The sequence below is a fragment of the Bradyrhizobium sp. CSA207 genome (assembly GCF_029051685.1).
Lineage (GTDB): Bacteria > Pseudomonadota > Alphaproteobacteria > Rhizobiales > Xanthobacteraceae > Bradyrhizobium.
In genome coordinates this window covers 254,323-278,220 of the sequence record NZ_JAACFT010000001.1, presented here as the reverse complement: position 1 = coordinate 278,220, position 23,898 = coordinate 254,323, and the positions used below count along the sequence as shown (strand labels likewise).

Here is a 23,898-nt window from a genome sequence, read left to right as displayed (position 1 = left end):
ATGATGCGATGACCACCCTCACCGGCGGCGAAGCGATCGTAAGCGGCCTCGTCGCCCACGGCGTCGACACCGTGTTCGGACTGCCCGGCGCGCAGGTCTACGGCCTGTTCGACGCCTTCCATCAGGCCCAGCTCAAGGTGATCGGCGCCCGGCACGAGCAGGCCTGCGGCTACATGGCGTTCGGCTATGCGCGCTCCAGCGGCAGGCCCGGCGTGTTCAGCGTGGTGCCCGGCCCCGGCGTGCTCAATGCCAGTGCGGCGCTGCTGACCGCGTACGGCTGCAACGAGCCGGTGCTGTGCGTGACGGGACAGGTGCCGACGCAATTCCTGGGCAAGGGCCGCGGCCATCTGCATGAGATGCCGGACCAGCTCGCAACGTTGCGCACCTATGTGAAATGGGCGGACCGGATCGAATATCCCGGCAACGCGCCGACCGTGGTCGCGCGCGCCTTCCAGGAGATGACGTCGGGACGGCGCGGCCCCGCCTCGGTCGAGATGCCCTGGGACGTCTTCACGCAGCGCGCGGATACCGCGGCGGCAAAGGTGCTGGAGCCCCTGCCGGCGCCCCTGCCCGACCCTGATATGATCAAGCAGGCAGCCGCGCTCATCAGGACCAGCAAGGCGCCGATGATCTTCGTCGGCAGCGGCGCGATCGAGGCGAGCGATGAGATCCTCGAACTTGCCGAGATGATCGATGCGCCTGTGGTCGCCTTCCGCAGCGGCCGCGGCATCGTCTCCAACGCGCATGAGCTCGGATTGACCATGGCGGCGGCCTACAAGCTGTGGGCGAAGACCGATTTGATGATTGCAATCGGCACCCGCGCGGAGCTGCCTGCGTCGGGCTTCCGCTGGCCGTATCAGCCGAACGGGCTGAAATCCGTTCGTATCGATATCGATCCGGCCGAGATGCGCCGGGTCGTCTCCGACGCTGCGGTGGTCGCCGATGCCAAGGCCGGGACGGCTGATCTCGTCGCCGCCGTGAAAAAGGCCGGCTATGCGAAGAGCAGCGGCCGCCGCGCGGAGATCCGCGAGGCCACCGCGAGCGCGCAAACCGAGATCCAGCGCATCCAGCCGCAGATGGCGTATCTGAACATCCTGCGCGAGGTGCTGCCGGCGAATGCGATCGTGACCGATGAATTGTCCCAGGTCGGCTTCGCCTCCTGGTACGGCTTTCCGATCTACCAGCCGCGCACCTTCATCACCTCGGGCTACCAGGGCACGCTCGGTTCGGGCTTCCCGACCGCGCTGGGCGCCAAGGTCGCCAATCCGGACAAGGCGGTGGTGGCGATCACCGGCGACGGCGGCTTCATGTTCGGCGTGCAGGAGCTCGCCACCGCCGTGCAGTTCAACATTGCCGTGGTGACGCTGGTGTTCAACAACAACGCCTACGGCAACGTCCGCCGCGACCAGCGCGAGCGGTTCGACGGCCGCGTGGTGGCGTCCGATCTGGTCAACCCGGATTTCGTCAAGCTTGCGGAGTCCTTTGGCGTTGCGGCTGCTCAGGTCACTGCGCCGGATCAGTTCAAGGCGGCGATGGAGAAGGCGCTGGCCCATGGCGGGCCATACCTGATCTCGGTTGAGGTGCCCCGGGACTCCGAAGCGAGTCCGTGGGCGTTCATTCACCCGCCGAAGCCCTGATTATCCTCATGGTGAGGAGGCGCGTCAGCGCCGTCTCGAACCATGCAGACCCGGGTCCCGCATCTCGGCCTCTCCTTAGAGACGCGCACGAAGGGCGCGCTCCTCAGGATGAGGAGTTAATTTTTCCGATCAGGCCACCCTGAAGCCGCGCGGCCGCGATCACGAGCAGGCCGGCGCCTGCGACCGACCAGCAGGCGACCGGTGCCCAGTGCAGCAGCGGCGCGTAATCAGGCATTTTCTGCAAGCCGCCGGCAACCGCCGCCATCCGCGCAAACGTGCCGAGCGCGAGGGCTGAGAATACCAGGCCGGTCACCTTGCCTTCCGCGCCGGTTGCGCCGATCGCGAGCGCGGCGGAGACCGCACTCATCAGCATGCAGCCCCAGGCGGCGCCCGCCAGGAATTGCGCCGCGGTCAGAACGCTGAGGCTGCCGGCAAGCTCGGCGGTTACGATCGCCACCGCGCCGAACAACCCGGCCGCGCCCATCACGATCAGGCCGCCACGGTGCTTGACGACCAGGCTTGCCGGAAACATCGCGATGTTGAAGCCGATCCAGAACACCGGCATCAGCCATTGCAATTGGTCGGGCTTGGCGAAGCGGAGGTAGAACGGCGCGCTGTTCATGGCGAAATGGAGCTGATAGCCGAGCGCGAGCGCCACCATCGCAACGATGAAGGCGGTCGGAACAAGACCGAGCGGCTTGGCGGCCTCTGCCGGCGCGTGTGGCGAGGTGTTGCGCGCCACGTCGTACTCGATCCGCGACAGCGCAAGCGCCGTGAGCAGCAAAACGGCACTGGAGATCACGAAGGGCAATCGCGCGTCGTGGTCGCGCAGGACCACGCCGAGATAGGGCGAAACAGCGCCCGCGATCCCATAACCCAGCATCGCCAGGGCCGCGAGCAACGGCATCTGAGGCTTTGCGCGGTACCTGCCGAGCAGGGTCAGCGGCGGCGCGCGCAAGGCCGAGGAGGTGATCGACCAGACCACGATCAGTCCGATGAACGCGCCTTGCGCGGCAGCGCCAGCGCCGGCCACGAAGGGCAGCGCCACGAACGCAGCGCAGGAGACGCCTGCCATCAGGCCTACGAACAGACCAAGCCTGCCGACGCGGGGCGCGATCTTGTCGGCAGCTACTCCCATCGCGGTATCAGCGATGGTGAAGATCGCCTGATCGAGCATCAGGATGAGAATGACGGTCGTCGGCGCGAGACCGACTTCGGCAGCGAGCCTCGGCAGATAGATGACATAAGTCGTCCAGCCCAGCGTGAACACCAGTTGCAGCACCGCCAGATACAGGCCGGTGCGCTTGGCGCTCGCGCCGGCCTGGGCCGATAATTGTGCGCTGGTCATGTCGCCGCCTCCCCCGAGGGAGCAAGCCTAGACGAGAGATGGCCCGGAGGAAATGCGTCAGCGCGTCCTGCGGAACGTCAGATTGATCCGTTGCCGCCCGAGCAGCGCGTGCTCGCCCTCGGCGAGGGGCGCCACACCGTGATAGGCGAGCCGGCTCGGACCACCCCAGACCACGACATCGCCGTGGACCAGCCGGAAGCGGCGCGGCTTGTCGCTGCGCGCCATGCCTCCGAACAGGAAGGTCGCGGGCAGCCCGAGCGAGACCGAGACGATCGGCGCGGACATATCCAGCTCGTCCTTGTCCTGGTGCAGCGACAGCCGCGTGCCGGGGTCGTAGCGATTGACGAGACACGCATCGGGCGCAAAGCCCGTGAAGCCGCCCTGCTCCGCCGCGCGGCGGGCGAGATCGCGGAACACGGGCGGCATCGCCGGCCATTCCGCGCCGGATCGCGGATCGATCGGATCATAGCGGTAGCCGGTGTGATCGGTGATCCAGCCGCGCTCACCGCAATTCGTCATCGCCACCGACATCTGATAGCCGCCGGGCGTGGTCATCCGGCGAAACGGCGACTGCGCAATGATCGCATGCACGGCCGCGATCAACTCCTGCTCGATCGGCTTGGCGAATCCGCGCAACAACGCGGCGCCGTCAGCGATCTCCTCGCGCGACGGCTGCGCCTCGGCAAGGCTGTCGAACAAATCCGCCGTCAATCGTCGGCCTCACTTGGTCTACTTGGCGTCATGAAAGATCACGCCCAGCGTGTGGCGTTGCCCCGAGCGAATCCGGCTGACGCCATGGCGCAGATTAACCCGATAGGTGCCGCGCGTCCCCTGCACCGGGCGGTGGTGCACGGCAAAAGCCACCGCATCGCCCTGCGCGAGCGGCACGACCTCGGCGCGGGATTGCATGCGCGGGCGCTGCTCGGTCAGCACGAACTCGCCGCCGATGAAGTCGCGTCCCGGCTCGGACAAGAGGATCGCGACCTGGAGCGGGAACACGTGCTCACCATAGAGGTCCTGGTGCAGGCAATTGTAGTCGCCGTCCCCGTATTGCAGCAGCAGTGGCGTCGGCCGCACCTGCCCCACCTCGTGGCAGCGCTTGAGGAACGCCGCATGCGCGGTGGGATAGCGGATGTCGATCCCCATCGCCTCGTTCCAGCGATTGGCAACGCCTTGCAGATGCGCGTAAAGCGCCGGTCGCAATTGCGCGATCAGGTCGGGGAGCGGATAGGAGAAATATTTGTATTCGCCGCGGCCGAAGCCGTGGCGACCCATGACGATGCGGCTGCGGAAGTGCGTGTCCTCCGGATAGAGCGCGGCGACGGCGCGGCATTCATCCGGCGTGAGCAGGCTTTTGAGGACAGCGCAGCCTTGAGCGTCGAGTTCGCCGGTGATTTGAGGCCAGTCGAGGGCATCGACGCGGGCGGCGAGGTCGACGGATGGTTTATGGGATGATTTGCGTGCTGTTGCTGTCATGACTACGACCTTCGCAATACGCCCCCTCTGCTGCCACCCGATTTCCGACTGCTTCCCCGTCATTGCGAGTTGGGACCGGCGGCGAGGCGCCGACCCGATGTAAACGAAAATGGGTCAGCACATCTGGTCGGATTCTGATCTGGAACCGACCACTTTCTTCCTAGCGAAGCGAAGCAATCCAGGGTCCCTCCCCGGAACGAGTCTGGATTGCTTCGTCGCAAGGGCTCCTCGCAATGACGGCGGAGGGAGCTTCGCTCGCAATGGCGGCGGAGGCGCCTCAGCCCCGCACCGGCAGCGTCACCACGTCGTAGGCGTGCCGAATCGTCCGCTTCAGCACGGGATCCCCCAGCTCGAACTCGAAGCGGTCGGCGGGGCGGATGCCGCCCTTGGCGGCGAAGGTGCCGCCGAACATGGCGCAGCCGTCGGGCAGCTTCTTACCGCCAAAGCCGCGCATGATGAGATCGTCGACCGGCAGCATCGCGTCGAGCGTGCCCTCCTGGTAGAGCACGCGCTCACCCTTGATCCAGGCATAGGAGCGCAGGATCATCTTGTCCCAATGGCCGATCACGTCCTCGAGCTCCCACAGCACCGACGCGATCGGCTTGTCGCACATCTGCTTGGAGACCGTGACGTTGTAGGCCTCGACCTTGCGGTCGGTGTGGTCGGAGCCGCAGCCGACGAAGATACGGCCCTGCCAGCCGATCAGCACGAACTCGACCTCGCCCGAGGAATCGCCGCCGCAGCATTCGATGCTGTCTTCCATGGTCAGCCGCCGCGCCGAGACGCGGTAGTAGATCGGCGTCGAGGCCGGCCGGGCGATGCCCACGGCCTCCAGCTCCGCGATATGCTTGTCGCGCGCGACGGGATCGCGGCCGGTCCAGCCGGCAATGACGGCCTGGTCGATCGCCAGCGTCAGCGGTGTTGTGGTGTCCTGGGCGTCGACGGTGAAAGTCAGGTCAAACACGAATTACGGCCTCCATGCCGGCAGCAAGTTCGAAAATACGGCGATCCGATCCACCGCTACCCGCCAGCATCAAGCCGACGGGAACGTCGCCCTCGCGATGTGCAGGCAGAGAGATGGCGCAGCCGTCGATCATGTTGATCAGAGTGCAATTGCGCAAGGCGCGCAGGTTCTCGGTGGTGAACGCCTTGTCGTCGGCGAGGTCGGCGATCTTTGGCGGCGTGTTGGCGGTGGTTGGCAGCACCAGCGCGTCATAGGGCGCGATGCGCGCGTTGACGCGCGCGATCAGCGAGCGGCGCTCGTTGAGGAGATCGATATAGTCGGCCGCGCTCTGCGCCTCGCCGCGCATGATGCGCACGGAGACTCTGGGGTCGTAGACGTCACCCTTGGCGGCGATGAGATAGCGATGCCAGGCGTAGCTCTCGGATGCGGCAAAACCGCCCTTGGCGTTCATCGGGCCGATGTCGTGAAATTCCGCCATCTCGATGCGCTCGATGACGGCGCCGTGGTCGGCGAGCGACTTCAGCGCACGCTCGAACGTTTCGGCCACTTCGGCGTCGAGATCGTCGAGCGCGATGGTGGTCGGCACCGCCAGCCGCATGCCCTTCACGGGGCGCGGCTTCAACGCGACGATCGGTTCGTTCGCCAGCACGGCATCGAGTATGGCACAGCAACTGACCGATCGCGCCAGCGGTCCGATGCTGTCGAGCGAGAACGACAGCGGCACCGCGCCGTCCAGCGGTACGCGGCGCTGCGTCGGCTTGTAGCCGACGATGCCGTTATAGGCGGCGGGAATGCGGCAGGAGCCGCCGGTATCGGTGCCGAGCGCGCCGTGCGCCATGCCGTCCAGCACCGACACCGCAGCGCCCGAGGACGAGCCGCCGGGCACATGTCCCTGGGCCCGGTTCCAGGCGCCCTTCGGCGTGCCATAGTGCGGATTGATGCCAATGCCGGAATAGGCGAACTCGGTCATGTTGGTCCGCCCGATCACGACGAAGCCGGCCTGGCGCAGCCGAGCGACCGTCGTCGCATCGTGCTCCGCCGGATCGGAGTCGTCGAGCGCGCGGGAGCCGGCCCGCGTCGTCTGGCCCTTGATGTCGAAAAGATCCTTGATCGAGATCGGAATGCCGGCGTAGCGCGAGGGCGCCGCGTTGACCTTGCGCAGGCCGTCCATCGCGTCCGCCGCGGCTAGCGCGGCGGCCTTGTCGACATGGATGAAGGCGCGCTGGCCCTCGCCGGCGGGATCGGCGATCTTGTCGAGGCAGGCCTCGACCAGCTTGCGGGAGGTCGTGCGGCCGCTCTCGAGGTCTTCGGCAAGCTTCGCCAGTGTCGGAAAATCGGGCATGTCTGTCTCACGGAATATTTCGCGCGCAATCTATAGCGCCGCCCTAGTTCGATACAAGCATTGTGCGCATGATGGCATGCATGCGCGTTGCTGGACCGTTGACGCGCCATGGTCAATTGTCGCATCAAGATCGCAACGGGCGGGCCTCGGAGCCTGAACCTTGGGAGGACTTGCCGACATGGCCGAACCGCAGCGCGCGCGACCGAAACCGACGCCGGAGACCCAGCACTTCTGGGACGGCACCAAGGCGGGCGAGCTGCGCCTGCAACGCTGCGATGCCTGCGCGCATGTCTACTTCCCGCCGCGCCCGTTCTGTCCGTCCTGTGCGTCGCGCAAGGTCTCTGCCTTCAAGGCGAGCGGCAAGGGTTTCCTCTACAGCTACGTGATCAACCATCGTCCCGCCGCACCCGGCTTCACGCCGCCTTACGCGATCGCCGTGGTCGAGCTTGCCGAGGGACCGCGGATGATGAGCAACATCATCGACTGCCCGCAGACGCCGGAGGCGCTCGAGCTCGACATGAAGCTCGAGGTCGCCTTCGAGAAGCTCGACGACACGATCAGCCTCCCCGTCTTCCGTCCGGCGAAGGGATAGACCATGCGCAGCAACCAGGTTGCCGTCGTCGGCGCCGCCGAGACCACCGAGCTCGGCGTCATCCCCAACGCCTCGCAGCTCCAGCTTCACGCGGACGCGGCGCTCAATGCCATCGCCGATGCCGGGCTGAAGCTGTCCGACATCGACGGCTTCGCCACGGCGGTCGAAACGCCGCAGCAGGTCTGCCACTATCTCGGCATCAAGCCGACCTGGGTGGACGGCACCTCGGTCGGCGGCTGCTCATTCATGCTGCACGTCCGCCATGCCGCCGCGGCGATCGAGGCCGGTCTCTGCAAGACCGTGCTGATCACACATGCCGAGAGCGGCAAGTCGATGATCGGCAAGGCGCCGCGCTCGATCCCTGCCGACAGCCTGCAAGGCCAGTTCGAAGCGCCGTTCGGCGTCTACGGCCCGCCGAGCATGTTCCCGATCCCCGTGCTGCGCTTCATGAAGACCTATGGCATCACCCATGAGCAGCTCGCCTCGGTGGCCGTGGTGCAGCGGGAATGGGCGGCGAAAAGCCCGCGGGCGATGATGAAGGACCCGATCACGGTCGCCGACGTCCTTAACTCGCGCATGATCGCCTATCCGTTCCGGCTGCTGCAATGCTGCCTGGTCACCGACGGCGGCGGCGCACTGATCCTGACCTCAGCCGACCGCGCCAGGGATTTTCCGAGGAAGCCCGTCTACATCATGGGCACCGGCGAGAGCGTGGAGACGCCGATGGTGAGCCAGATGGAGACGTTCAACTCCTCACGCGCCTTCAAGACCGCGGGGCCCCTCGCGTTCAAGGAAGCCGGCATCACGCATGGGGATGTCGACCATCTCATGATCTACGACGCGTTTGCGCATCTGCCGCTGTTCGGTCTCGGCGACCTCGGCTTCATGCCGCATGAGGAAACCGGCAAGTTCATCGCCGACGGCAATACGCGGCCCGGCGGTAAGCTGCCGCTTAACACCAATGGCGGCGGCTTATCCTATATGCACTCGGGCATGTACGGCATGTACGCGCTTCAGGAGAGCGTACGCCAGATGCGCGGCATTGCGCCGGCGCAGGTGCCAAATGCGAAGATTTCGGTGTGCCACGGCGTCGGCGGCATGTTCGCGGCATCAGGCACGATCGTGTTTACGAACGAGAAATGAGTGAGCTGCCTGCCTCTCCCTCTCCCCGTTCTTACGGGGCCGCGACGAGCCTCGCTCGCGCTGAGAGGGTTGGGGTGAGGGGCCGCTTCCACGCACTCGGACTCGCGGAGAGTCCCCCTCACCCGGATCGCATCTTCGATGCGATCCGACCTCTCCCCGCAAGCGGGGCGAGGTAAGAAACACCGGATCGACAGCGGAGAACCCACATGACGAAATCACTGCAAGACAAGGTCATCATCGTCACCGGCGCAGGCCGCGGCATCGGGCGGGAGATCGCGCTGCTTTGCGCTGCGGAAGGCGCCAAGGTCGTCGTCAACGATCCCGGCGTCGCCGCCGACGGCGCCGGCACCAGCGCCACGCCCGCCGAGGAGGTGGTCGAGGAGATCAAGAAGCGCGGCGGCACTGCCGTTGCCAATTTCGAATCGGTGGCGGAAGCCATTCCCGCAAGCAAGATCGTCAAGACCGCGACCGATCATTTCGGCCGGCTCGACGGCGTCGTCAACAATGCCGGCATCCTGCGCGACATGATCTTCCACAAGATGAGCGTCGAAGCCTTCGAGGCCGTCATCAAGGTGCATTTGATGGGCTCGTTCTACGTCTCGCACGCGGCGGCGCGGATTTTTCGCGAGCAGGAGTCCGGCTCCTTCGTGCACTTCACCTCGACCTCCGGCCTGATCGGCAATTTCGGCCAGGCCAACTACGCCGCCGCCAAGCTCGGCATCGTCGGCCTGTCGAAATCGATCGCGCTCGACATGGGCCGCTTCAACGTCCGCTCCAACTGCGTCTCGCCGTTCGCCTGGACCCGCATGATCGGCACCATCCCGACCGAGACCGAAGCCGAGAAGGCGCGCGTCGAGAAGATCAAACAGATGGGGCCAGAGAAGATCGCGCCGGTTTGCGCCTATCTGCTTTCCGATGCCGCCAAGGACGTCACTGGGCAGATCTTCGGCGCGCGCATGAACGAGCTCTTCCTGTTCAGCCAGAACAGGCCGCTTCGTTCGGTGCATCGAAGCGAAGGCTGGACACCTCAGTCAATCGCGGAGCACGGCATGCCCGCGTTGAAAGGCTCGTTCTACAAGCTCGACCGCTCAGCCGACATCTTCCCCTGGGATCCCGTGTAAGGATCCCGTCTAGCTGCATTTCCGGCATTCCTGCCCTGCGATCTCTGGCTGCCTCAGCCAGAGATCGCCCCGGTTTACGCCTGATTGCAGACGGATGGTGTCCTCCCAACACATTTTGGGAGGAAACCATGACAAGAATACTGACCAAGCCCAACGACACGATTGCAACGGAGCGCGACGGCCTCGGCCGCCGCGATCTCATCAAGGGCGCGGCGGCGCTGGCCGCATCCACCCTGCTCGCCTCGAAGGCTGACGCCCGCGACTTCGGCGCCAACGCCGAGCCGCAGCGTTATCCCGACCCCGACATCGTCGCGATCGACCCCAAGCGGTTCAAGGCCAAGGTCGGCAACACCGCGATCAAGCGGCTCTACACCGGCTGCCTCTGGGCGGAAGGGCCGGCCTGGAATGCGCAGGGGCAATATCTGGTCTGGAGCGACATCCCCGCCAACCGGCAGCTGCGCTATCTCGACGACGACGGCCACATCTCCGAGCAGTTCCACAAGCCGTCGAACGAAGCCAACGGCAACTCGTTCGACACCGAGGGCCGCCAGATCAGCGCCGAGCGCACGCGCCTCGTCCGCTACGAGCACGACGGTTCGGTCACGACCCTGGCCGAGCAAGCCAATGGCAAGCCGCTCAACGGCCCCAACGACATGGTCGTGCATCCCAACGACAAGGCGATCTGGTTCACCGATCCCGGCTACGGCGCGATCAGCATCTATGAGGGCAAGCTTGCCAATACCGGTTCGCTCCAGCCGCACCAGAAGGAAGCGGTCTATCGCCTCGACACACAGACCGGCCAAGTGGCAAAGGTCGCCGACGAGCCGTTCAAGCCGAACGGCATTGCTTTCAGCCACGACTACAAGAAGCTCTATGTCTGCGACACCGGCATCACGCATTATCCGCAAGCGGAGAACGTGGTGTGGTCCTACGACATCGACGGTGCGAAGCTGTCGAACCCGAAGCGGCTGATCGACATGAAGCTTGAGGGCAAGTCGGGCTTCCCTGACGGCCTCCGTGTCGACACCGAAGGCAATATCTGGGTCGGCGCCGGCTGGGTCGGCCCGGGCTATGACGGCGTGCAGGTGTTCGCGCCGAACGACGGCGCGCGTATCGGCCAGATCCTGCTGCCCGAGACTTGCGCCAATGTCTGCTTCGGCGGCAAGAAGCGCAACCGCCTGTTCATGACCGCGAGCCAGTCGCTGTATGCGGTCTATGTGGAGACGCAGGGGGCGCATTTCTGTTGAGAGCCCCTCTCCTCGTCATGGCCGGGCTTGTCCCGGCCATGACGTCTTGACACACGGCACGAAGAAACGTGAATGCCCGGGACAGGCCCGGGCATGACGACTGAGTGCGAGGCGGCCGCGTGGCTCCTGGATTTAACCCGTATTCCGCAGCCCCGCCGAGATGCCGTTGATCGTCAGTTGAATCCCGCGCAGCACCTGCTCGTCCGGGTTCTGCGCGCGGTGCTCCCTGAGCAGCTCGACCTGCACGTGGTTGAGCGGATCGAGATACGGGAAGCGGTGGCGCACCGAGCGCTCCAGCAGCGGATTGCCCTGAAGCAGACGGTCCTGGCCCATGATGTCGAGCAGCGTCTCGATGCAGGAATGCCATTCGCGGCGGATGCGGCCGAAGATTTTTTCGCGCAGGGCTTCGTCGGGCACGAGCTCGGCATAGCGCGAGGCGATCGCGATCGAGCTTTTCGCCAGCACCATGTCCATGTTCGACAACAGCATGCGGAAGAACGGCCATTCCTTGTAAAGCTCTTTGAGGAACGGCATGCCCTGGTCGGGATGCTCGGCGATCCATTGCTCGACTGCGCTGCCAAAGCCGTACCAGCCCGGCAGCATCAGGCGGCATTGCGCCCAGGAGAACACCCACGGGATCGCGCGCAGATCCTCGATTGCGCGGGTCTTCTTGCGCGAGGCCGGACGGCTGCCGATGTTGAGCGTCGCGATCTCGTTGATGACTGTGGACGCCCAGAAATAATCGACAAAACCCTCGGTCTCGTAAACGAGACCGCGATAAGCCCTAAAGGCGAGATTTGAAAGCTCGTCCATCGCAGTCAGATATTCGCGGCGCGGCGCGCTCTGGCGCGGATGCAACAGGCTTGCCTCCAGCGTCGCCGCTGCCAGGATCTCCAGATTGTTGCGGCCGACCTCGGCGTTGGAATATTTCGACGAGATGATCTCGCCCTGCTCGGTGATGCGGATCTGACCGTTCACAGCGCCGCCGGGTTGCGCGATGATGGCGTCGTAGCTCGGACCGCCGCCGCGGCCGACCGAGCCGCCGCGGCCGTGGAACAGCCGCAGGCGCACGCTATGCCGCTCGAACACGTCGACGAGCCCGATCTCGGCCTTGTAGAGTTCCCAGCCCGAGGTGACGAAACCGCCATCCTTGTTGCTGTCGGAATAGCCGAGCATGACCTCTTGCACGCTGCCGCGGCTGTCGACGAGGCGGCGGTAATCGTGCAGCGAGAGCATGCGGTCCATGATGCCGCTCGAGGCCTGCAAGTCCTCGATGGTCTCGAACAGCGGCACGATGTTGATGGCGCTGCGGCCGGAGGGATGGACGAGGCCGACCTCCTTCAGCAGCACGGCGACCTCGAGCATGTCCGACATACTCTTGCACATCGAGATGATGCACTGCTGGATGGCGTCCGAGCCGAACTTGGCATGCGCCTCCGCGGCAGCATGGAAGACGTTGAGCTCGCCCATGGTCTCGTCGCTGTATTTGACGAATTGCGAAACCAGCGAGCGCGTGCTGCGCAGTTCATTGCTGAGCAGTGCGATGCGTGCGTCTTCGCCGAGCGCGAGGTAGGACGTGCCGGGGTTCGCAGCGTCCATCAGCTCGGCGATGGTGCGCTCATGCACGGCCGAGTTCTGGCGAATATCCAGCCGGGCCAGATGGAAGCCGAAGCAATCCACCGCGCGGCGCAGCAGCCGCAGCCGGCCGCGCGCGATGACGCGGGCATTGTTGGAGATCAGCGAGCGATGCAGCACATCGAGATCGGCCTGAAGCTCCTTGACGCTCTCGTAAGGCGCGCCCTTGCCGACCGGGCGGCGGGTGATCTCGACCTGAAGTTTTTCGGCCGTCGCCGCAAGACGTGCATAGATGCCGGACACTGCGAGGCGGTAGGGCTCGCCGCTGCGGTGCGGCGAGGTGTCCGGCGAGCGCTCCGCGAGCCTGCGCAGCTCCTCGGACACGTCGGCAAGATGCGCCGCGATCGACAATTCCGAGCCGAGCACGTGCAGCTCGTTCAGATAGAACTGCATCACCCGGCTGGACTGGAGCCGCAGCGTGCCACGCATCACATCGGCAGTGACGAAGGGGTTGCCGTCGCGGTCGCCGCCGATCCAGCTTCCCATCCGCAGGAACGAGGCGAGCTCGCCTGCGGCCTGCTCGCCGCCCTCCTCCAGCCGGTCCTCCAGCGCATTGATCAGCCGCGGCACCTCGCGGAGGAAAGTGTAATCGTAGAACGACAGGCCGTTGGCGACCTCGTCGAGCACGGTGAGCTTGGTCCGGCGCAGCAGATTGGTCTGCCACAGCGTCAGCACCTCGCGGCGAAGCTGCTCGTCGCTGGCCGCAGCTTCGTCTTCGGTCAGCGCGACCCGCTCGCGGCGGTCGAGCAGGGCCGCGATCTCCATCTCGCGATCCATGGTGCTCTTGCGGCGGACTTCGGTCGGGTGTGCCGTCAGCACCGGGCTGACCTGGGCATCCCTGAAGAAGCTGCGCAACGCGTCGGCGCTGAAGCCCGCCGCCTTGGCATGGGCCAGCGTTTCCGCGAGCACACCGGAGCCGCCGTTCTTGGCGGCGGTCCGCGCGCGCATCTGGCGGATGTTGTTCTGGTCCTCGGCGATGTTGGCAAGATGGGAGAAATAGCTGAAGGCGCGGACGATGCGCACCGTCTCGGACGTCGACATGCTGTCGAGGATCTGCTCGAGCTCATGCCGGGCGAGCCGGTCCTCGTCGCGGTGGAACCGGATCGAGGTCTGCCGGATGCGCTCGACAAGATCGAACAATTCGGCCCCCTCCTGGTCCCGCACCGTGTCGCCCAGGATACGCCCGAGCAGGCGGATGTCGTCGCGCAGCCGGGCATCGGCCTCCAGTGCCTGGACGTCCTCAGAGCGGTTGGGGCGATGGTCGGCGTCGGATATTACGGTCTGGAGGGACATGGCGAGCTCCGCTGCCTGGCCCGGCCGAGTGTGCAAGTTTTTTGTCGCAGCGCAAGATGAACTTGGGGGCGGCGCACACTTGGGGCGAATTTCAGCTCGCGCTTCTCGCCAGAGCTACGCCGGCACGATCACCTTGCCGATCGGCCAAAGCGCGATGCCCGCGAGCTTGAGATGGGCCCAGGCGAAGGGAATGCCGATGATGGTGATCGCGAGGACCAAGGCCGTCACGAGATGGCCGAGCGCCAGCCACCAGCCGGCCAGCACGAACCAGATGATGTTGCCGATCACCCCGAGCGGGCCGGTGCCGACATCACTCATGCCTGTCACCTCGTAGCGGCTGACCGCCTTCGAGCCGAACGGCAGCAGCGTGTAGACGGCGATGTTGAACGCCGCCCGCGCCCAGGGCAGGCCGACGATGGTGATGGCCATGATGACGGAAGCGATCAGCCAGCCGAACGCCATCCAGGCGCCGCCGATGAGAATCCAAAGCAGGTTGAGCAGGATGGAGACGGGAGCCATGGGATGATCCGGAAGTGGATGACCACGTTCTTATAACACGACCTGCGTGGTCGTGGTTCATGGCGCTACTCACGTCTTTGCGGGTTCGCGTAGCCCGGAGGGAGCGCAGCGCAATCCGGGGAAATCTCTCCGCGGCGAGAGGTCCCGGATTACGCTTCCGCTCCATCCGGGCTACGGACTGTCAGATCTTCCGTCCCGCCTGCTCCCAATAGGGATCGCGCAGGCGGCGCTTGAAGATTTTTCCGGAGTCTTCGCGCGGCAGCCCGGTACGGATCTCGATGTGTTTTGGCACCTTGTAGTCGGCGAGCGAGGTTTTCAGCCGCGCCCGGATGTCGCCAGCATCGAGCGCGATGCCCTCTTGCGGCTCCACCACCGCCATCAGCGCCTCGCCAAATTCCGCATCGGGGATGCCGAACACCGCGCAATCATGCACGCCGGGGACGGCGTGGAGCACCGACTCGATTTCGGCCGGATAGATGTTGACGCCGCCGGAGATCACCATGTCGCGCTTGCGGTCGCAGATGAAGACGTAGCCGTCTTCGTCGATATAGCCGACGTCGCCCGAGGTGATGAAGCCGTCACGGTCGATCTCGGCGCGCTTCTCCGGCTTGTTGTGGTAGGTGAAATCGGCCATCCCGGGCATGCGCGAATAGATCTCGCCGATCTCGCCCACGCCCAGCACGCGGCCGTCATCGCCGATGAAGCGCAGCTCGGCGCCGGGCGATATCTTGCCGACCGTGCCGGGCTTCTTCAGCGCGTCCCCGGAGGTGGCGAAGGTGACGGCGCTGGATTCGGTGGAGCCGTAGAACTCGTAGATCACCGGCCCCCACCATTCGATCATGGCGCGCTTGACGTCGGCCGGGCAAGGCGCCGCGGCATGGATGATATGGCGCAGCGAGGAGACGTCGTATTTCTTGCGCACCTGCTCCGGCAGCTTCATCAGGCGAATGAACATGGTGGGCACCATAAAGATGGTGTCGATCTTGTATCGCTCGATCAGGCCCACGAACTCTTCGGCCTCAAAGCGCGGCATCAGCACCAGCGCACCACCGAGCTTGCCGGCGCGGATGCCGAACGAGTTCGGCGCGGAATGATAGAGCGGCCCCGGCAGAATCGCGCGGGCGCCGGGCTTCAACCCGTAGATCATCGCACGCATGCGCTCGCCGGCTGCGGCCTGCTCCGGCGTCGGCGCATTGCGCCGCACGCCTTTGGGGTGGCCGGTGGTGCCCGAGGTGTAGATCATGTTCATGGGCTGCGGCACGACTGGGCCGTCATAGGGCTGGTACCGCGCAAGCCAGGGCTCGAAGTCGATCGCAAACTCCGGCGTCGCCAGATGATCCGGATCGATCTTGTAGTTGGAAAGGATCTCCGGCGGCGTCGGCACGCTGAGCACGATGACACCCGACGGAATCGCCTCGCGCAGGCCGTGCAGCATGTCGGCATGGCCGATCAACACGGTGGTGCCGGTGTCCTTCAGGATATAGTTGATCTCCTCCGGCTTGAAGTGCCAGTTGATCGGCACGCCATAAGCGCCGAGCCGCATCGCGGCGTAGGCGGCCTCCAGGAAGGCGATGTCGTTGCGCATCAGCATGCAGACGCAATCGCCTTGGCGGACGCCGATCTTGGCAAGACCGGCGGCGATGCGGTCGGCGCGATTGGCGACCTCGCCGTGGGCGCGGCGGCGCTCGCCGGAGACGATGCCGCGGAATTGGGACGTTTCGCTCATTTGTTTGTTTTTCTTTGTTGCTTAGCGACGGAGCCGGTTAGTCGTCATCGCCGGGCTTGTCCCGGTGATCCACGTTCTTGGTTCGTCGCGGTGAGCGAAGAACGTGGATGGCCGGGACAAGCCCGGCCATGACGGAGAACTCATCAATCCGCGAATCTCGGCGCACGCTTCTCCAGATTGGCACGCACCGCCTCGATCTGGTTTGCGCTGCCGATCAACTTCTGCTGCTCGACGGATTCGGCGAGCAGCGCGGGACCGGGATCGACGGAGAGATTGTTCAGCAAACGTTTTGCGGCGCGGATCGCATCGGGGCTCTTGCCGGCGATCTCGCGCGCGACGTCCAGCGCCGCGGCGCGCGGGTTGTCGCAGATGCGGGTGGCGAGGCCGTAAGCCATCGCCTCCTGCGCGGAGAAGATGCGTCCGGTGTAGGTGAGATCACGCAGGATGTCATCGCGCGCGAGGCTCGCCAGGATCGGCGTGCCCGCCATGTCGGGCACGAGGCCCCACTTGATCTCCATCACCGACATCCGTGCATCGGGTGTGAGAAAGCGCATGTCGGCGCCGAGCGCGAGCTGGAAGCCGCCGCCGAAGGCGACACCCTGGATTGCGGCAATCACCGGCACCGGAAGCTGACGCCAGCCCCACACCGCCTGCTGCGCGAAGTTCGCCTGGCCATGCGTGCGCTTGGTGAGGTCGCGATTTTCGCCACCCGGAATTCCGTTGCCGCCCTTTTCCTTCATGGCGGCAAAACGCCCCATGTCGAGACCGGCGCAGAAGGCGCGGCCCTCGCCGGACAGCACGACGGCGCGCACGCCTTTTTCCTTCGAAAGCCGGTCGGTTGCAGCGACAAGGGCCTCGAACATGGCCTGATCGAGCGCATTCATCTTGTCCGCCCGCACCAGGCGAACATCGGCGACGCCTTCCGAGATCGAAATCGAGACGCGCTCTTCCATGGACGAATTCTCCCCTGTTCTTGTTCGGTGCCGCTTTACAGGAAGACGGCGGCCGGATTTAGTCAATCGACCAATTAACTAACAATCCCTACGGGGGAAACGCCCATGTTCAAGGAAAATCTTCTGGCCGGCCGACGCATCCTCGTGACCGGCGGCGGCACGGGCCTCGGCAAGTCGATGGCGGCCCGCTTTCTCCAGCTTGGTGCGGAGGTGCACATCTGCGGCCGGCGCAAGATCGTCTGCGACGAAACCGCGACCGAGCTGATGGATCAGTATGGCGGCCGCGTCACCAGCCATGGCGTCGACATTCGCAACGCGCTCGCCGTCGACGAGATGGTCGAGAACATCTTTCGCGACGGTCCCCTCACCGATCTCATCAACAACGCCGCCGGCAATTTCATCTCGCGCAGCGAAGAGCTCTCGCCGCGCGGCTTCGACGCGGTCGCCAACATCGTCATGCACGGCACGTTCTACGTGACGCATGCGGTCGGCAAGCGCTGGATCGCCTTGAAGCAGCCCGGCAACGTCGTCTCGATCACCACGACCTGGGTGCGCAACGGCTCGCCCTATGTGGTGCCGTCGGCGATGAGCAAGTCGGCGATCCACGCCATGACGATGTCGCTCGCGGCCGAATGGGGCCGCTACGGCATCCGCCTCAACACCATTGCCCCTGGAGAAATCCCGACCGAGGGCATGAGCAAGCGCATCAAGCCCGGCGACGAGGCCGGCGCGCGCACCAAGGCGATGAACCCGATGGGCCGCGTCGGCACCATGGAGGAGTTGCAAAACCTCGCGGTGTTCCTGATCTCCGGCGGCTGCGACTGGATCAGTGGCGAGACCATCGCCATGGACGGTGCACAGGCGCTCGCGATGGGCGGCAATTTCTACCAGCTGCGCGACTGGAGCGACGACGACTGGAAAACCGCCCGCGACAGCATCATGGCGCAGAACGAGAAGGACCGGGCTGCAAGGGGCTGATCTCGTGCCCCGGACGCAGCGCAGCGCGCCGCGCTTGCGGCGTGGTGCGCTGCTGAGCCGGGGCCTAGCTCCTCACACATGGAAGCAGACTAGGTCCCGGCTCTGCGCAGCAGCGCAAAGAGCGCTGCAGCGCGTCCGGGACACCAAACCCGCCTCTTCCCTCCCCCGTATTGTCTTTGCCCACGGATGACGCCACACTCTGCGGCATAAAAACAGACGCCACGGGAGAAACATGTCCACACAGCCATTGGCGAATCTCGCCGACATGGTGCGCGAGCGCGCGAAGAGCCGCGGCAACGCCATTGCCTTTGAGTTCGAGCGGCGCGCCACCAGCTTTGCCGACTTCGACGTCAAGACCAACCAGGTCGCCAATGCACTGATTGCGATGGGCGTGAGGCACGGCGAGCGCATCGCCTATCTCGGCAAGAACAGCGACATTTATTTCGAGCTGCTGATGGGCGCGATGAAGGCCGGCGTGGTGATGGCGCCGGTGAACTGGCGGCTCGCAGGACCCGAGGTCGCCTTCATCGTCGGCGACTGCAAGGCGCCGGTGCTGTTCGTGGCACCGGAGTTCATCGCACTCGTTCATCAGATCAAGGACAAGCTGCCGAGTGTCCGCACCGTCATCCACGACCGCATCAAGGACATGATCATCTCCGGCGGCGAGAACATCTATCCCGCCGAAGTCGAGAGCGCGCTGTACGATCATCCCGATGTGGCGGAGGCCGCCGTGATCGGCGTGCCCGACGACAAATGGGGCGAAGCCGTGAAGGCCGTCGTGGTGATGAAGCCCGGCAAGCAGGCGACCGCCACCGACATCATCAACTTCACCCGCGAGCGCATCGCCGGCTTCAAGACGCCGAAGAGCGTGGAGTTCCTGCCGGCGCTGCCGCGCAATCCGTCAGGCAAGATTTTGCGGCGGCAGTTGCGCGAGCCGTATTGGGCGGGGAAGGACCGGCGGGTGAATTGATCGTCATTGCGAGGAGCGACTTGTCCGCTGTAGCCCGAAGAGCGAAGGCGGAAGCGACGAAGCAATCCAGGCCGCCTCCGTGGAAAGATTCTGGATCGCTTCGCTTCGCTCGCAATGTCGGTGTGGAGGCAGATGCGCGCCTCTCTCCTACGTCATTGCGAGGAGCTCGCGACAAAATTGCGAAGCAATTTTGCGCTGATGCGACGAAGCAATCCAGAGCGTCTCCCCGAAATGATTCAGGATTGCTTCGCTTCGCTCGCAATGACGGCTAATGCTTCCCCGGCCCCATATACCCGAACAAGAATCCCGCCACCTTGCGCATCTGGATTTCCTCGCTTCCCTCCGTGATGCGATAGCGGCGGTGATGGCGGTAGATGTGCTCGAACGGTTTGTGGCGTGAATAGCCCATGCCGCCGTGGACCTGCATGGCGCGGTCGGCGGATTCGCAGCAGAGGCGATTTGCCCAGTAGTTGCACATCGAGACGCGGTCAGAGAGCGTGCGCTCGATCTGCTCCTCGGTGAGCTGGTCCATCTCCCAGGCGGTCTTGCGGATCAACAGGCGCAGCATTTCGGCTTGCGTCGCGAGCTCGACCAGCGGGAACTGGATCGCCTGGTTCTCGGCGAGCGCCTTGCCGAACGGCTTTCGCTCGCGCGCATATTTGACGCTTTCGTTGATGCAGTAGACGGCGGCACCGAGCGAGCTCGCCGCCTGACGGATCCGATTCTGGTGCACGAAGCATTGCGCCAGCGATAGGCCGCGACCGACCTCGCCGAACAGCGCGTCCTCCGACACAAACACGTCCGTAAAGCTCACGCGGGGATGGTCAGTCGGCATGTTGAAGGTCCACATGTACTCTTCGATCCTGACGCCACGACTTTTAGCCGGCACCAGGAAGCAGGTGATGCCGCGGGCATCGCCGTCATTGCCGCTGGTGCGCGCGAACAGCGCGCAATGGGTGGCGACGTGCATGCCGGTGGTCCACATCTTCTCGCCGTTGATGATCCAGCCCTTGACGTTGTCGCGGGTCGCCGGCACCGCGCGCGTCTCCATGTGGGTGGCGTCCGAGCCGTGGTTGGGCTCGGTCAGGCCAAAGGTGATGCGGTACTTGCCCTTGATCGACCCGTCGATCATCGCCTTCTGGTCGTCGCGGCCATAGCGGTCGAGCATGGTGACGACCGGGAAATTGCCGATGATGGAGTGCTCGTTCTGCAGATCGTTGTGCAGGCCGAGCCCCTTTGCGGCAAAATGCTCGCGGATCACCGCCATCCAGAGGTTGGAACCGTCCTTGCCGCCATATTGCTTCGGGACTGGAAAGCGCAGGTGGCCGGCGGCATCCGCGAGATCCTTTGCCTTGCGCAACAGCGATTCCCATTCATGCCGCGGCAGGCCGCCATTCTCGAAATCAGTGCGCGCCCATTCGCGGCGATGATCGAAGAAGCGGATGTTGTCGTCGGCCGCTTCCAGCGGCTTGATCTCGCGTTCGATGAAACGGTCGAGCTCTCCGAGATAGGCGACGAGATCGGCAGGCAATGAAAAATCCACGGCTCTCTCCCGGATGATTTTTGGTTTGCGTTAAGGCGCTACGCGTGCCTCTGCTTCACGCGATTAAGGTGAGAAGCGCATGCGCAAGTCAAGCAAGCCGAGGCGTGTGAGGTGCGCAAGCCGCGTTGCGCAAATCGATGGTGTTGAACCGTGCCGCCGCGCTAGTATGGCACCAATATTCCTTCAAGAGAAAATGCGGGGAGCGACCATGGACCTGAAATTTTCGAAGGTGGAACGCAAGGGGCCGATCACGATCGTCACGCTGTCGCGGCCGGAGGTCTACAATGCGCTGCACACGGATGCGCATTTCGAGCTCCAACGGGTTTTTAACGATTTTTCCGCCGACCCCGAGCAGTGGGTCGCGATCGTCACCGGTGCCGGCGACAAGGCGTTCTGCGCCGGCAACGACCTGAAGTGGCAGGCGGCGGGCGGCAAGCGCGGCTGGGACAAGGGCGGCTTTGCTGGCCTCACCTCGCGTTTCGACTGCGACAAGCCGATCATTGCGGCGGTCAACGGCGTTGCCATGGGCGGCGGTTTCGAGATCGCGCTCGCCTGCGATCTGATCATCGCCTCCGAGAATGCGACCTTCGCGCTGCCGGAGCCGCGCGTCGGTCTCGCCGCGCTCGCCGGCGGTCTGCACCGGCTGCCGCGCCAGATCGGCCTGAAGCGCGCCATGGGGATGATCCTCACTGCGCGCCATGTCAGCGCCAAAGAGGGCCATGAGCTCGGCTTCGTCAACGAGGTGGTGCCACAGGGCGAGGCATTGGCGGGCGCGCTGCGCTGGGCAGAGATGATCACGAAGAACTCGCCGATGTCGATCCGCGCCTCGAAGCAGACCATCCAGAAGGGGCTTGGCGTCTCGCTGGAGCAGGCGATCGAGCAGCAGCGGGAGTATCCGGCGGTCAAGGCGATGGTGGCCTCGCAGGACTACATCGAGGGCCCGAAGGCGTTCTCGGAGAAGCGTCCGCCGAAATGGGTGGGGAAGTAGGATTGTCGCGTCATGGCCGGGCTTGTCCCGGCCATCCACGCTTCGCCGCGCAGCACCACGTGGATGCCCGGGATAAGCCCGGGCACGACGATGCGGAGAGAGTGCGCGCCTCTGCCTCAACGTCGTCATTGCGAGCGCAGCGAAGCAATCCAGACTGCCTCCGCGGAAAGGCTCTGGATTGCTTCGCTACGCTCGCAATGACGGAAGATGGAGCTGCGCTTAGCCGTCTCTCGACAGCTCTCGTTTATAGGACGCATAGTTCGGCTGATCGATCGCGAGCTTGTCCATCGTGGTTTGCCAGAGGTGTTCGGCGAGGCCCGGCGTTGCAAGGTCGACTTCGCCCTTGGCGATGCGTTCGGAGAGGACGCGGTTGAGCTCCGTCACCGAGCCGTCCGTTCCGAGCAGCGCGCGCAGCCGCGTCACTTCGGCAGCGTCACTGCCTTCCTCCAGGGTCAATTGCCGCGTCACCAGGTCGAGCATGTTGATGGCGACGCGCAGCTTGAAGGCCTGATGGCCGGAGATCAGCGGCGCGATGTCGTTGCGGAGAAAATCGGAGACCGATTTGGTCAGCTCGGGCGGTGTCGGTTCGTCCTGCATGCTTCAGCTCCCGCGCGGCGCAAGCAGCCGCAACAGATCAATCTCGGTCTCGGAGACGCGGCGGCCGATCATGGCGCGCTCCATCGAATGGTCCGGCCCTTCGCGAAAGCGCTGCATCATGCCGCCGCACATGATGCCCCAGCGCAGCGTTCCCATCACTTCCCAGAATTTTACGCGCGACGGGACGACTTTGCGGCCGGCGGCTTCGTAGCCGGCGAACATCTCCTCGCGCGAGCCAAAACCGCCGACGGGCTTGTCGATCTCGCCGAAGCGCCACGAGTTGACACAGACCCAGCCGAGATCCTCCATGGGGTCGCCGAGATGGGCGAGTTCCCAGTCCAGAACCGCGCGGATGCCGTCGGAACCAATGATGAGATTTCCGTTGCGGAAGTCGCCGTGCACCAGCGTCTCCTCAGGCGAAGGACCGGGATCGTTCTCTCGCAGCCAGCGCAGCGCCAGCTCGAACACGGGCTTGGGCCACTCCAGGCTGCGATAGTCGCGCTCGAACTCAGCGATCTCCTTCGTTGCCGTCATGTGCCGGAGCTCAGGCAGCTTTGACAGCGGCAGCCCGTGCAGACCGGCCAGCACCTCGCCGATCTGCCGCGCCAGAAGCGGCCGCGCCGCAGCAAACTCGTCATCGCGCAGGATCTTGCGGGCGATGGTCTCGCCTTCGATCCGCTGCATGATGAAGCCGGTGCCGAGATCGTCTTCCGGCACCAGCACATGCATGACGCGCGGCGATGGCACGCCGGCCTCGTAGGCGAGCTGCATCAGCCGTGCCTCAGCCGCAGGGCCCGCCGCACGCGTCGGCGCCGCGCCATAGCCTTTCGGTGCACGGCGCAGGATCGCGCCGATCGGGCCCTCGGGATGCACGATATCGAAGCGCCAGGTTTCCTGGCTGGCGCCCCCCGACAGCTTTGCTGCGTCCGTCGCGCCGGTCGCGCCCGGGCACCAACGCACGACGCTGCGGGAAAGCTCCGCCTCGATCATTTGCCTTTGAACTGCGCCGGGCGCTTCTCCAGAAACGCGCCGACGCCTTCACGAAAGTCCTGGGTATCGCCGGCGCGCAGCTGGCACTGGAATTCGAGATTGAGCTGATCCTCGAAGGAATTTTCCGGGCTGTCCCAGTAGAGCTTGCGGATCAGCGAGAGCGCGACCGTCGGACCGCTGCCGAGCTCGCGCGCGAGCTTCATCGCCTCCTCCATCAGCACGCCGTCATCGTAGACGCGGTTGACGAGCCCCCATTCGAGCGCCTTCTCGGCCGGCAGCCGCTCGCCCATCAATGACAATTCGATCGAGCGCGCCCGACCGACGAGGCGCGGCAAGAGCCAGGTCGAGCCGCAATCCGGCACGAGCCCGATGCGGCGGAAGGCTTGCAGGAAATAGGACGAGCGCGCGCACAGGATCATGTCGCCGAGCAGCGCAAAGCTCATGCCGGCGCCGGCGGCAGGACCGTTGACCGCAGTGACGATCGGACAGTGCAGATTGCGGATGCGGCGCAGGAAGGGATGAAAACCGGTCTCGAGCGTCAGGCCGGCTTTGGTCTTCTTCGACTGGTTGTTGCGGCCCTGGAGATTCGCACCGGTGCAAAATGCCCGGCCCGCGCCAGTCAGGACGACGCAGCGCACCTCGTCCCTCTTTTCCTCGATCGTATCGAGCGCTTCCGCAAGACCGCCCAGCATATCCACGGAAACCGCGTTCATCACCTCCTGATGGTCGAGCCTCAGGATCGCGACCGAACCATCGAAATCGAGCGTGACATGTTTGAACTGCATGGTTTCCTCGTCAGTTGTCGCCCGCGATGTTTCGCAGACCGGAATTTCTTT

21 protein-coding genes are annotated in these 23,898 nt (G+C 64.9%); 8 read left to right on the top strand and 13 right to left on the bottom strand.

What is annotated here, in order from left to right; translation table 11 throughout:
* Positions 1-8 precede the first annotated feature (8 nt).
* Positions 9-1,637 carry a thiamine pyrophosphate-dependent enzyme gene (locus tag GWG65_RS01250; protein WP_275193467.1) on the top strand — a complete coding sequence of 543 codons (1,629 nt, stop codon included), beginning with the start codon at positions 9-11 and terminating at the stop codon, positions 1,635-1,637.
* A gap of 103 nt (positions 1,638-1,740) precedes the next feature.
* On the opposite strand, the gene GWG65_RS01245 is transcribed toward GWG65_RS01250, so the two are convergent.
* From GWG65_RS01245 to GWG65_RS01225, 5 genes are all read right to left on the bottom strand, one after another.
* Positions 1,741-2,985 carry an MFS transporter gene (locus tag GWG65_RS01245; RefSeq protein ID WP_275193466.1) on the bottom strand — a complete coding sequence of 415 codons (1,245 nt, stop codon included), beginning with the start codon at positions 2,983-2,985 and terminating at the stop codon, positions 1,741-1,743.
* 57 nt (positions 2,986-3,042) lie between these two features.
* Complete coding sequence (alkB, locus tag GWG65_RS01240; RefSeq protein ID WP_275193465.1) at positions 3,043-3,696, bottom strand: DNA oxidative demethylase AlkB; 654 nt, start codon at positions 3,694-3,696, stop codon at positions 3,043-3,045.
* Between the two features lie 18 nt (positions 3,697-3,714).
* Positions 3,715-4,461, bottom strand: coding sequence for a 2OG-Fe(II) oxygenase (locus GWG65_RS01235; protein ID WP_275193464.1), 747 nt, complete (start codon positions 4,459-4,461; stop codon positions 3,715-3,717).
* A 277-nt stretch (positions 4,462-4,738) separates the two neighbouring features.
* The gene (locus GWG65_RS01230; protein WP_275193463.1) at positions 4,739-5,425 is read right to left on the bottom strand and encodes a DUF2848 domain-containing protein; all 687 of its coding nucleotides are present in this window, start codon (positions 5,423-5,425) and stop codon (positions 4,739-4,741) included.
* A complete protein-coding gene (locus tag GWG65_RS01225) occupies positions 5,418-6,767 on the bottom strand; it encodes an amidase (protein ID WP_275193462.1) in 1,350 nt (449 codons plus the stop codon). Before GWG65_RS01225 ends, GWG65_RS01230 begins: the two co-directional genes overlap by 8 nt.
* A 178-nt stretch (positions 6,768-6,945) precedes the next feature.
* Here GWG65_RS01225 and GWG65_RS01220 point away from each other — a divergent pair, with 178 nt between their 5' ends.
* From GWG65_RS01220 to GWG65_RS01205, 4 genes are all read left to right on the top strand, one after another.
* Positions 6,946-7,359 carry a Zn-ribbon domain-containing OB-fold protein gene (locus GWG65_RS01220; RefSeq protein ID WP_275193461.1) on the top strand — a complete coding sequence of 138 codons (414 nt, stop codon included), beginning with the start codon at positions 6,946-6,948 and terminating at the stop codon, positions 7,357-7,359.
* A 3-nt stretch (positions 7,360-7,362) separates the two neighbouring features.
* On the top strand, positions 7,363-8,502 hold the full coding sequence (locus tag GWG65_RS01215) for a thiolase (protein ID WP_275193460.1): 1,140 nt from the start codon (positions 7,363-7,365) through the stop codon (positions 8,500-8,502).
* Positions 8,503-8,708: 206 nt separating this feature from the next.
* On the top strand, positions 8,709-9,623 hold the full coding sequence (locus GWG65_RS01210) for an SDR family oxidoreductase (protein WP_148743334.1): 915 nt from the start codon (positions 8,709-8,711) through the stop codon (positions 9,621-9,623).
* Between the two features lie 128 nt (positions 9,624-9,751).
* Positions 9,752-10,870, top strand: a complete 1,119-nt coding sequence (locus GWG65_RS01205; RefSeq protein WP_275193459.1) for an SMP-30/gluconolactonase/LRE family protein — start codon at positions 9,752-9,754, stop codon at positions 10,868-10,870.
* Between the two features lie 132 nt (positions 10,871-11,002).
* Here GWG65_RS01205 and ppc read toward each other — a convergent pair whose 3' ends face one another.
* The 4 genes from ppc to GWG65_RS01185 all read right to left on the bottom strand — a co-directional run bounded on the left by ppc (position 11,003) and on the right by GWG65_RS01185 (position 16,996).
* On the bottom strand, positions 11,003-13,798 hold the full coding sequence (gene ppc / locus GWG65_RS01200; RefSeq protein ID WP_275193458.1) for a phosphoenolpyruvate carboxylase: 2,796 nt from the start codon (positions 13,796-13,798) through the stop codon (positions 11,003-11,005).
* A gap of 114 nt (positions 13,799-13,912) precedes the next feature.
* Positions 13,913-14,317 (bottom strand): YccF domain-containing protein, encoded by a 405-nt coding sequence (locus tag GWG65_RS01195; protein WP_275193457.1) that lies wholly within the window; start codon positions 14,315-14,317, stop codon positions 13,913-13,915.
* 181 nt (positions 14,318-14,498) lie between these two features.
* Positions 14,499-16,043 (bottom strand): acyl-CoA synthetase, encoded by a 1,545-nt coding sequence (locus GWG65_RS01190; protein ID WP_275193456.1) that lies wholly within the window; start codon positions 16,041-16,043, stop codon positions 14,499-14,501.
* Between the two features lie 143 nt (positions 16,044-16,186).
* Entirely contained in the window at positions 16,187-16,996 is an 810-nt protein-coding gene (locus GWG65_RS01185) for a crotonase/enoyl-CoA hydratase family protein (RefSeq protein WP_275193455.1), read from the bottom strand.
* A gap of 105 nt (positions 16,997-17,101) precedes the next feature.
* Between GWG65_RS01185 and GWG65_RS01180 the strand changes: the two genes are divergently transcribed.
* A complete protein-coding gene (locus GWG65_RS01180) occupies positions 17,102-17,974 on the top strand; it encodes an SDR family oxidoreductase (protein ID WP_275193454.1) in 873 nt (290 codons plus the stop codon).
* A gap of 232 nt (positions 17,975-18,206) precedes the next feature.
* Entirely contained in the window at positions 18,207-18,944 is a 738-nt protein-coding gene (locus GWG65_RS01175; RefSeq protein WP_275193453.1) for an AMP-binding protein, read from the top strand.
* Between the two features lie 268 nt (positions 18,945-19,212).
* On the opposite strand, the gene GWG65_RS01170 is transcribed toward GWG65_RS01175, so the two are convergent.
* Entirely contained in the window at positions 19,213-20,487 is a 1,275-nt protein-coding gene (locus GWG65_RS01170; RefSeq protein WP_275193452.1) for an acyl-CoA dehydrogenase family protein, read from the bottom strand.
* A gap of 208 nt (positions 20,488-20,695) precedes the next feature.
* On the opposite strand from GWG65_RS01170, the gene GWG65_RS01165 reads away from it, so the two are divergent.
* Positions 20,696-21,475, top strand: a complete 780-nt coding sequence (locus GWG65_RS01165; RefSeq protein ID WP_275193451.1) for an enoyl-CoA hydratase-related protein — start codon at positions 20,696-20,698, stop codon at positions 21,473-21,475.
* Between the two features lie 219 nt (positions 21,476-21,694).
* On the opposite strand, the gene GWG65_RS01160 is transcribed toward GWG65_RS01165, so the two are convergent.
* The 3 genes from GWG65_RS01160 to GWG65_RS01150 are packed head-to-tail and all read right to left on the bottom strand — an operon-like array spanning position 21,695 to position 23,847.
* Positions 21,695-22,072: a DUF6285 domain-containing protein gene (locus tag GWG65_RS01160; RefSeq protein WP_275193450.1), complete on the bottom strand. Its 378-nt coding sequence runs from the start codon at positions 22,070-22,072 to the stop codon at positions 21,695-21,697.
* Positions 22,073-22,075: 3 nt separating this feature from the next.
* Positions 22,076-23,062 carry a phosphotransferase family protein gene (locus tag GWG65_RS01155; RefSeq protein WP_275193449.1) on the bottom strand — a complete coding sequence of 329 codons (987 nt, stop codon included), beginning with the start codon at positions 23,060-23,062 and terminating at the stop codon, positions 22,076-22,078.
* Positions 23,059-23,847 (bottom strand): enoyl-CoA hydratase/isomerase, encoded by a 789-nt coding sequence (locus GWG65_RS01150; RefSeq protein ID WP_275193448.1) that lies wholly within the window; start codon positions 23,845-23,847, stop codon positions 23,059-23,061. Before GWG65_RS01150 ends, GWG65_RS01155 begins: the two co-directional genes overlap by 4 nt.
* Positions 23,848-23,898 lie beyond the last annotated feature (51 nt).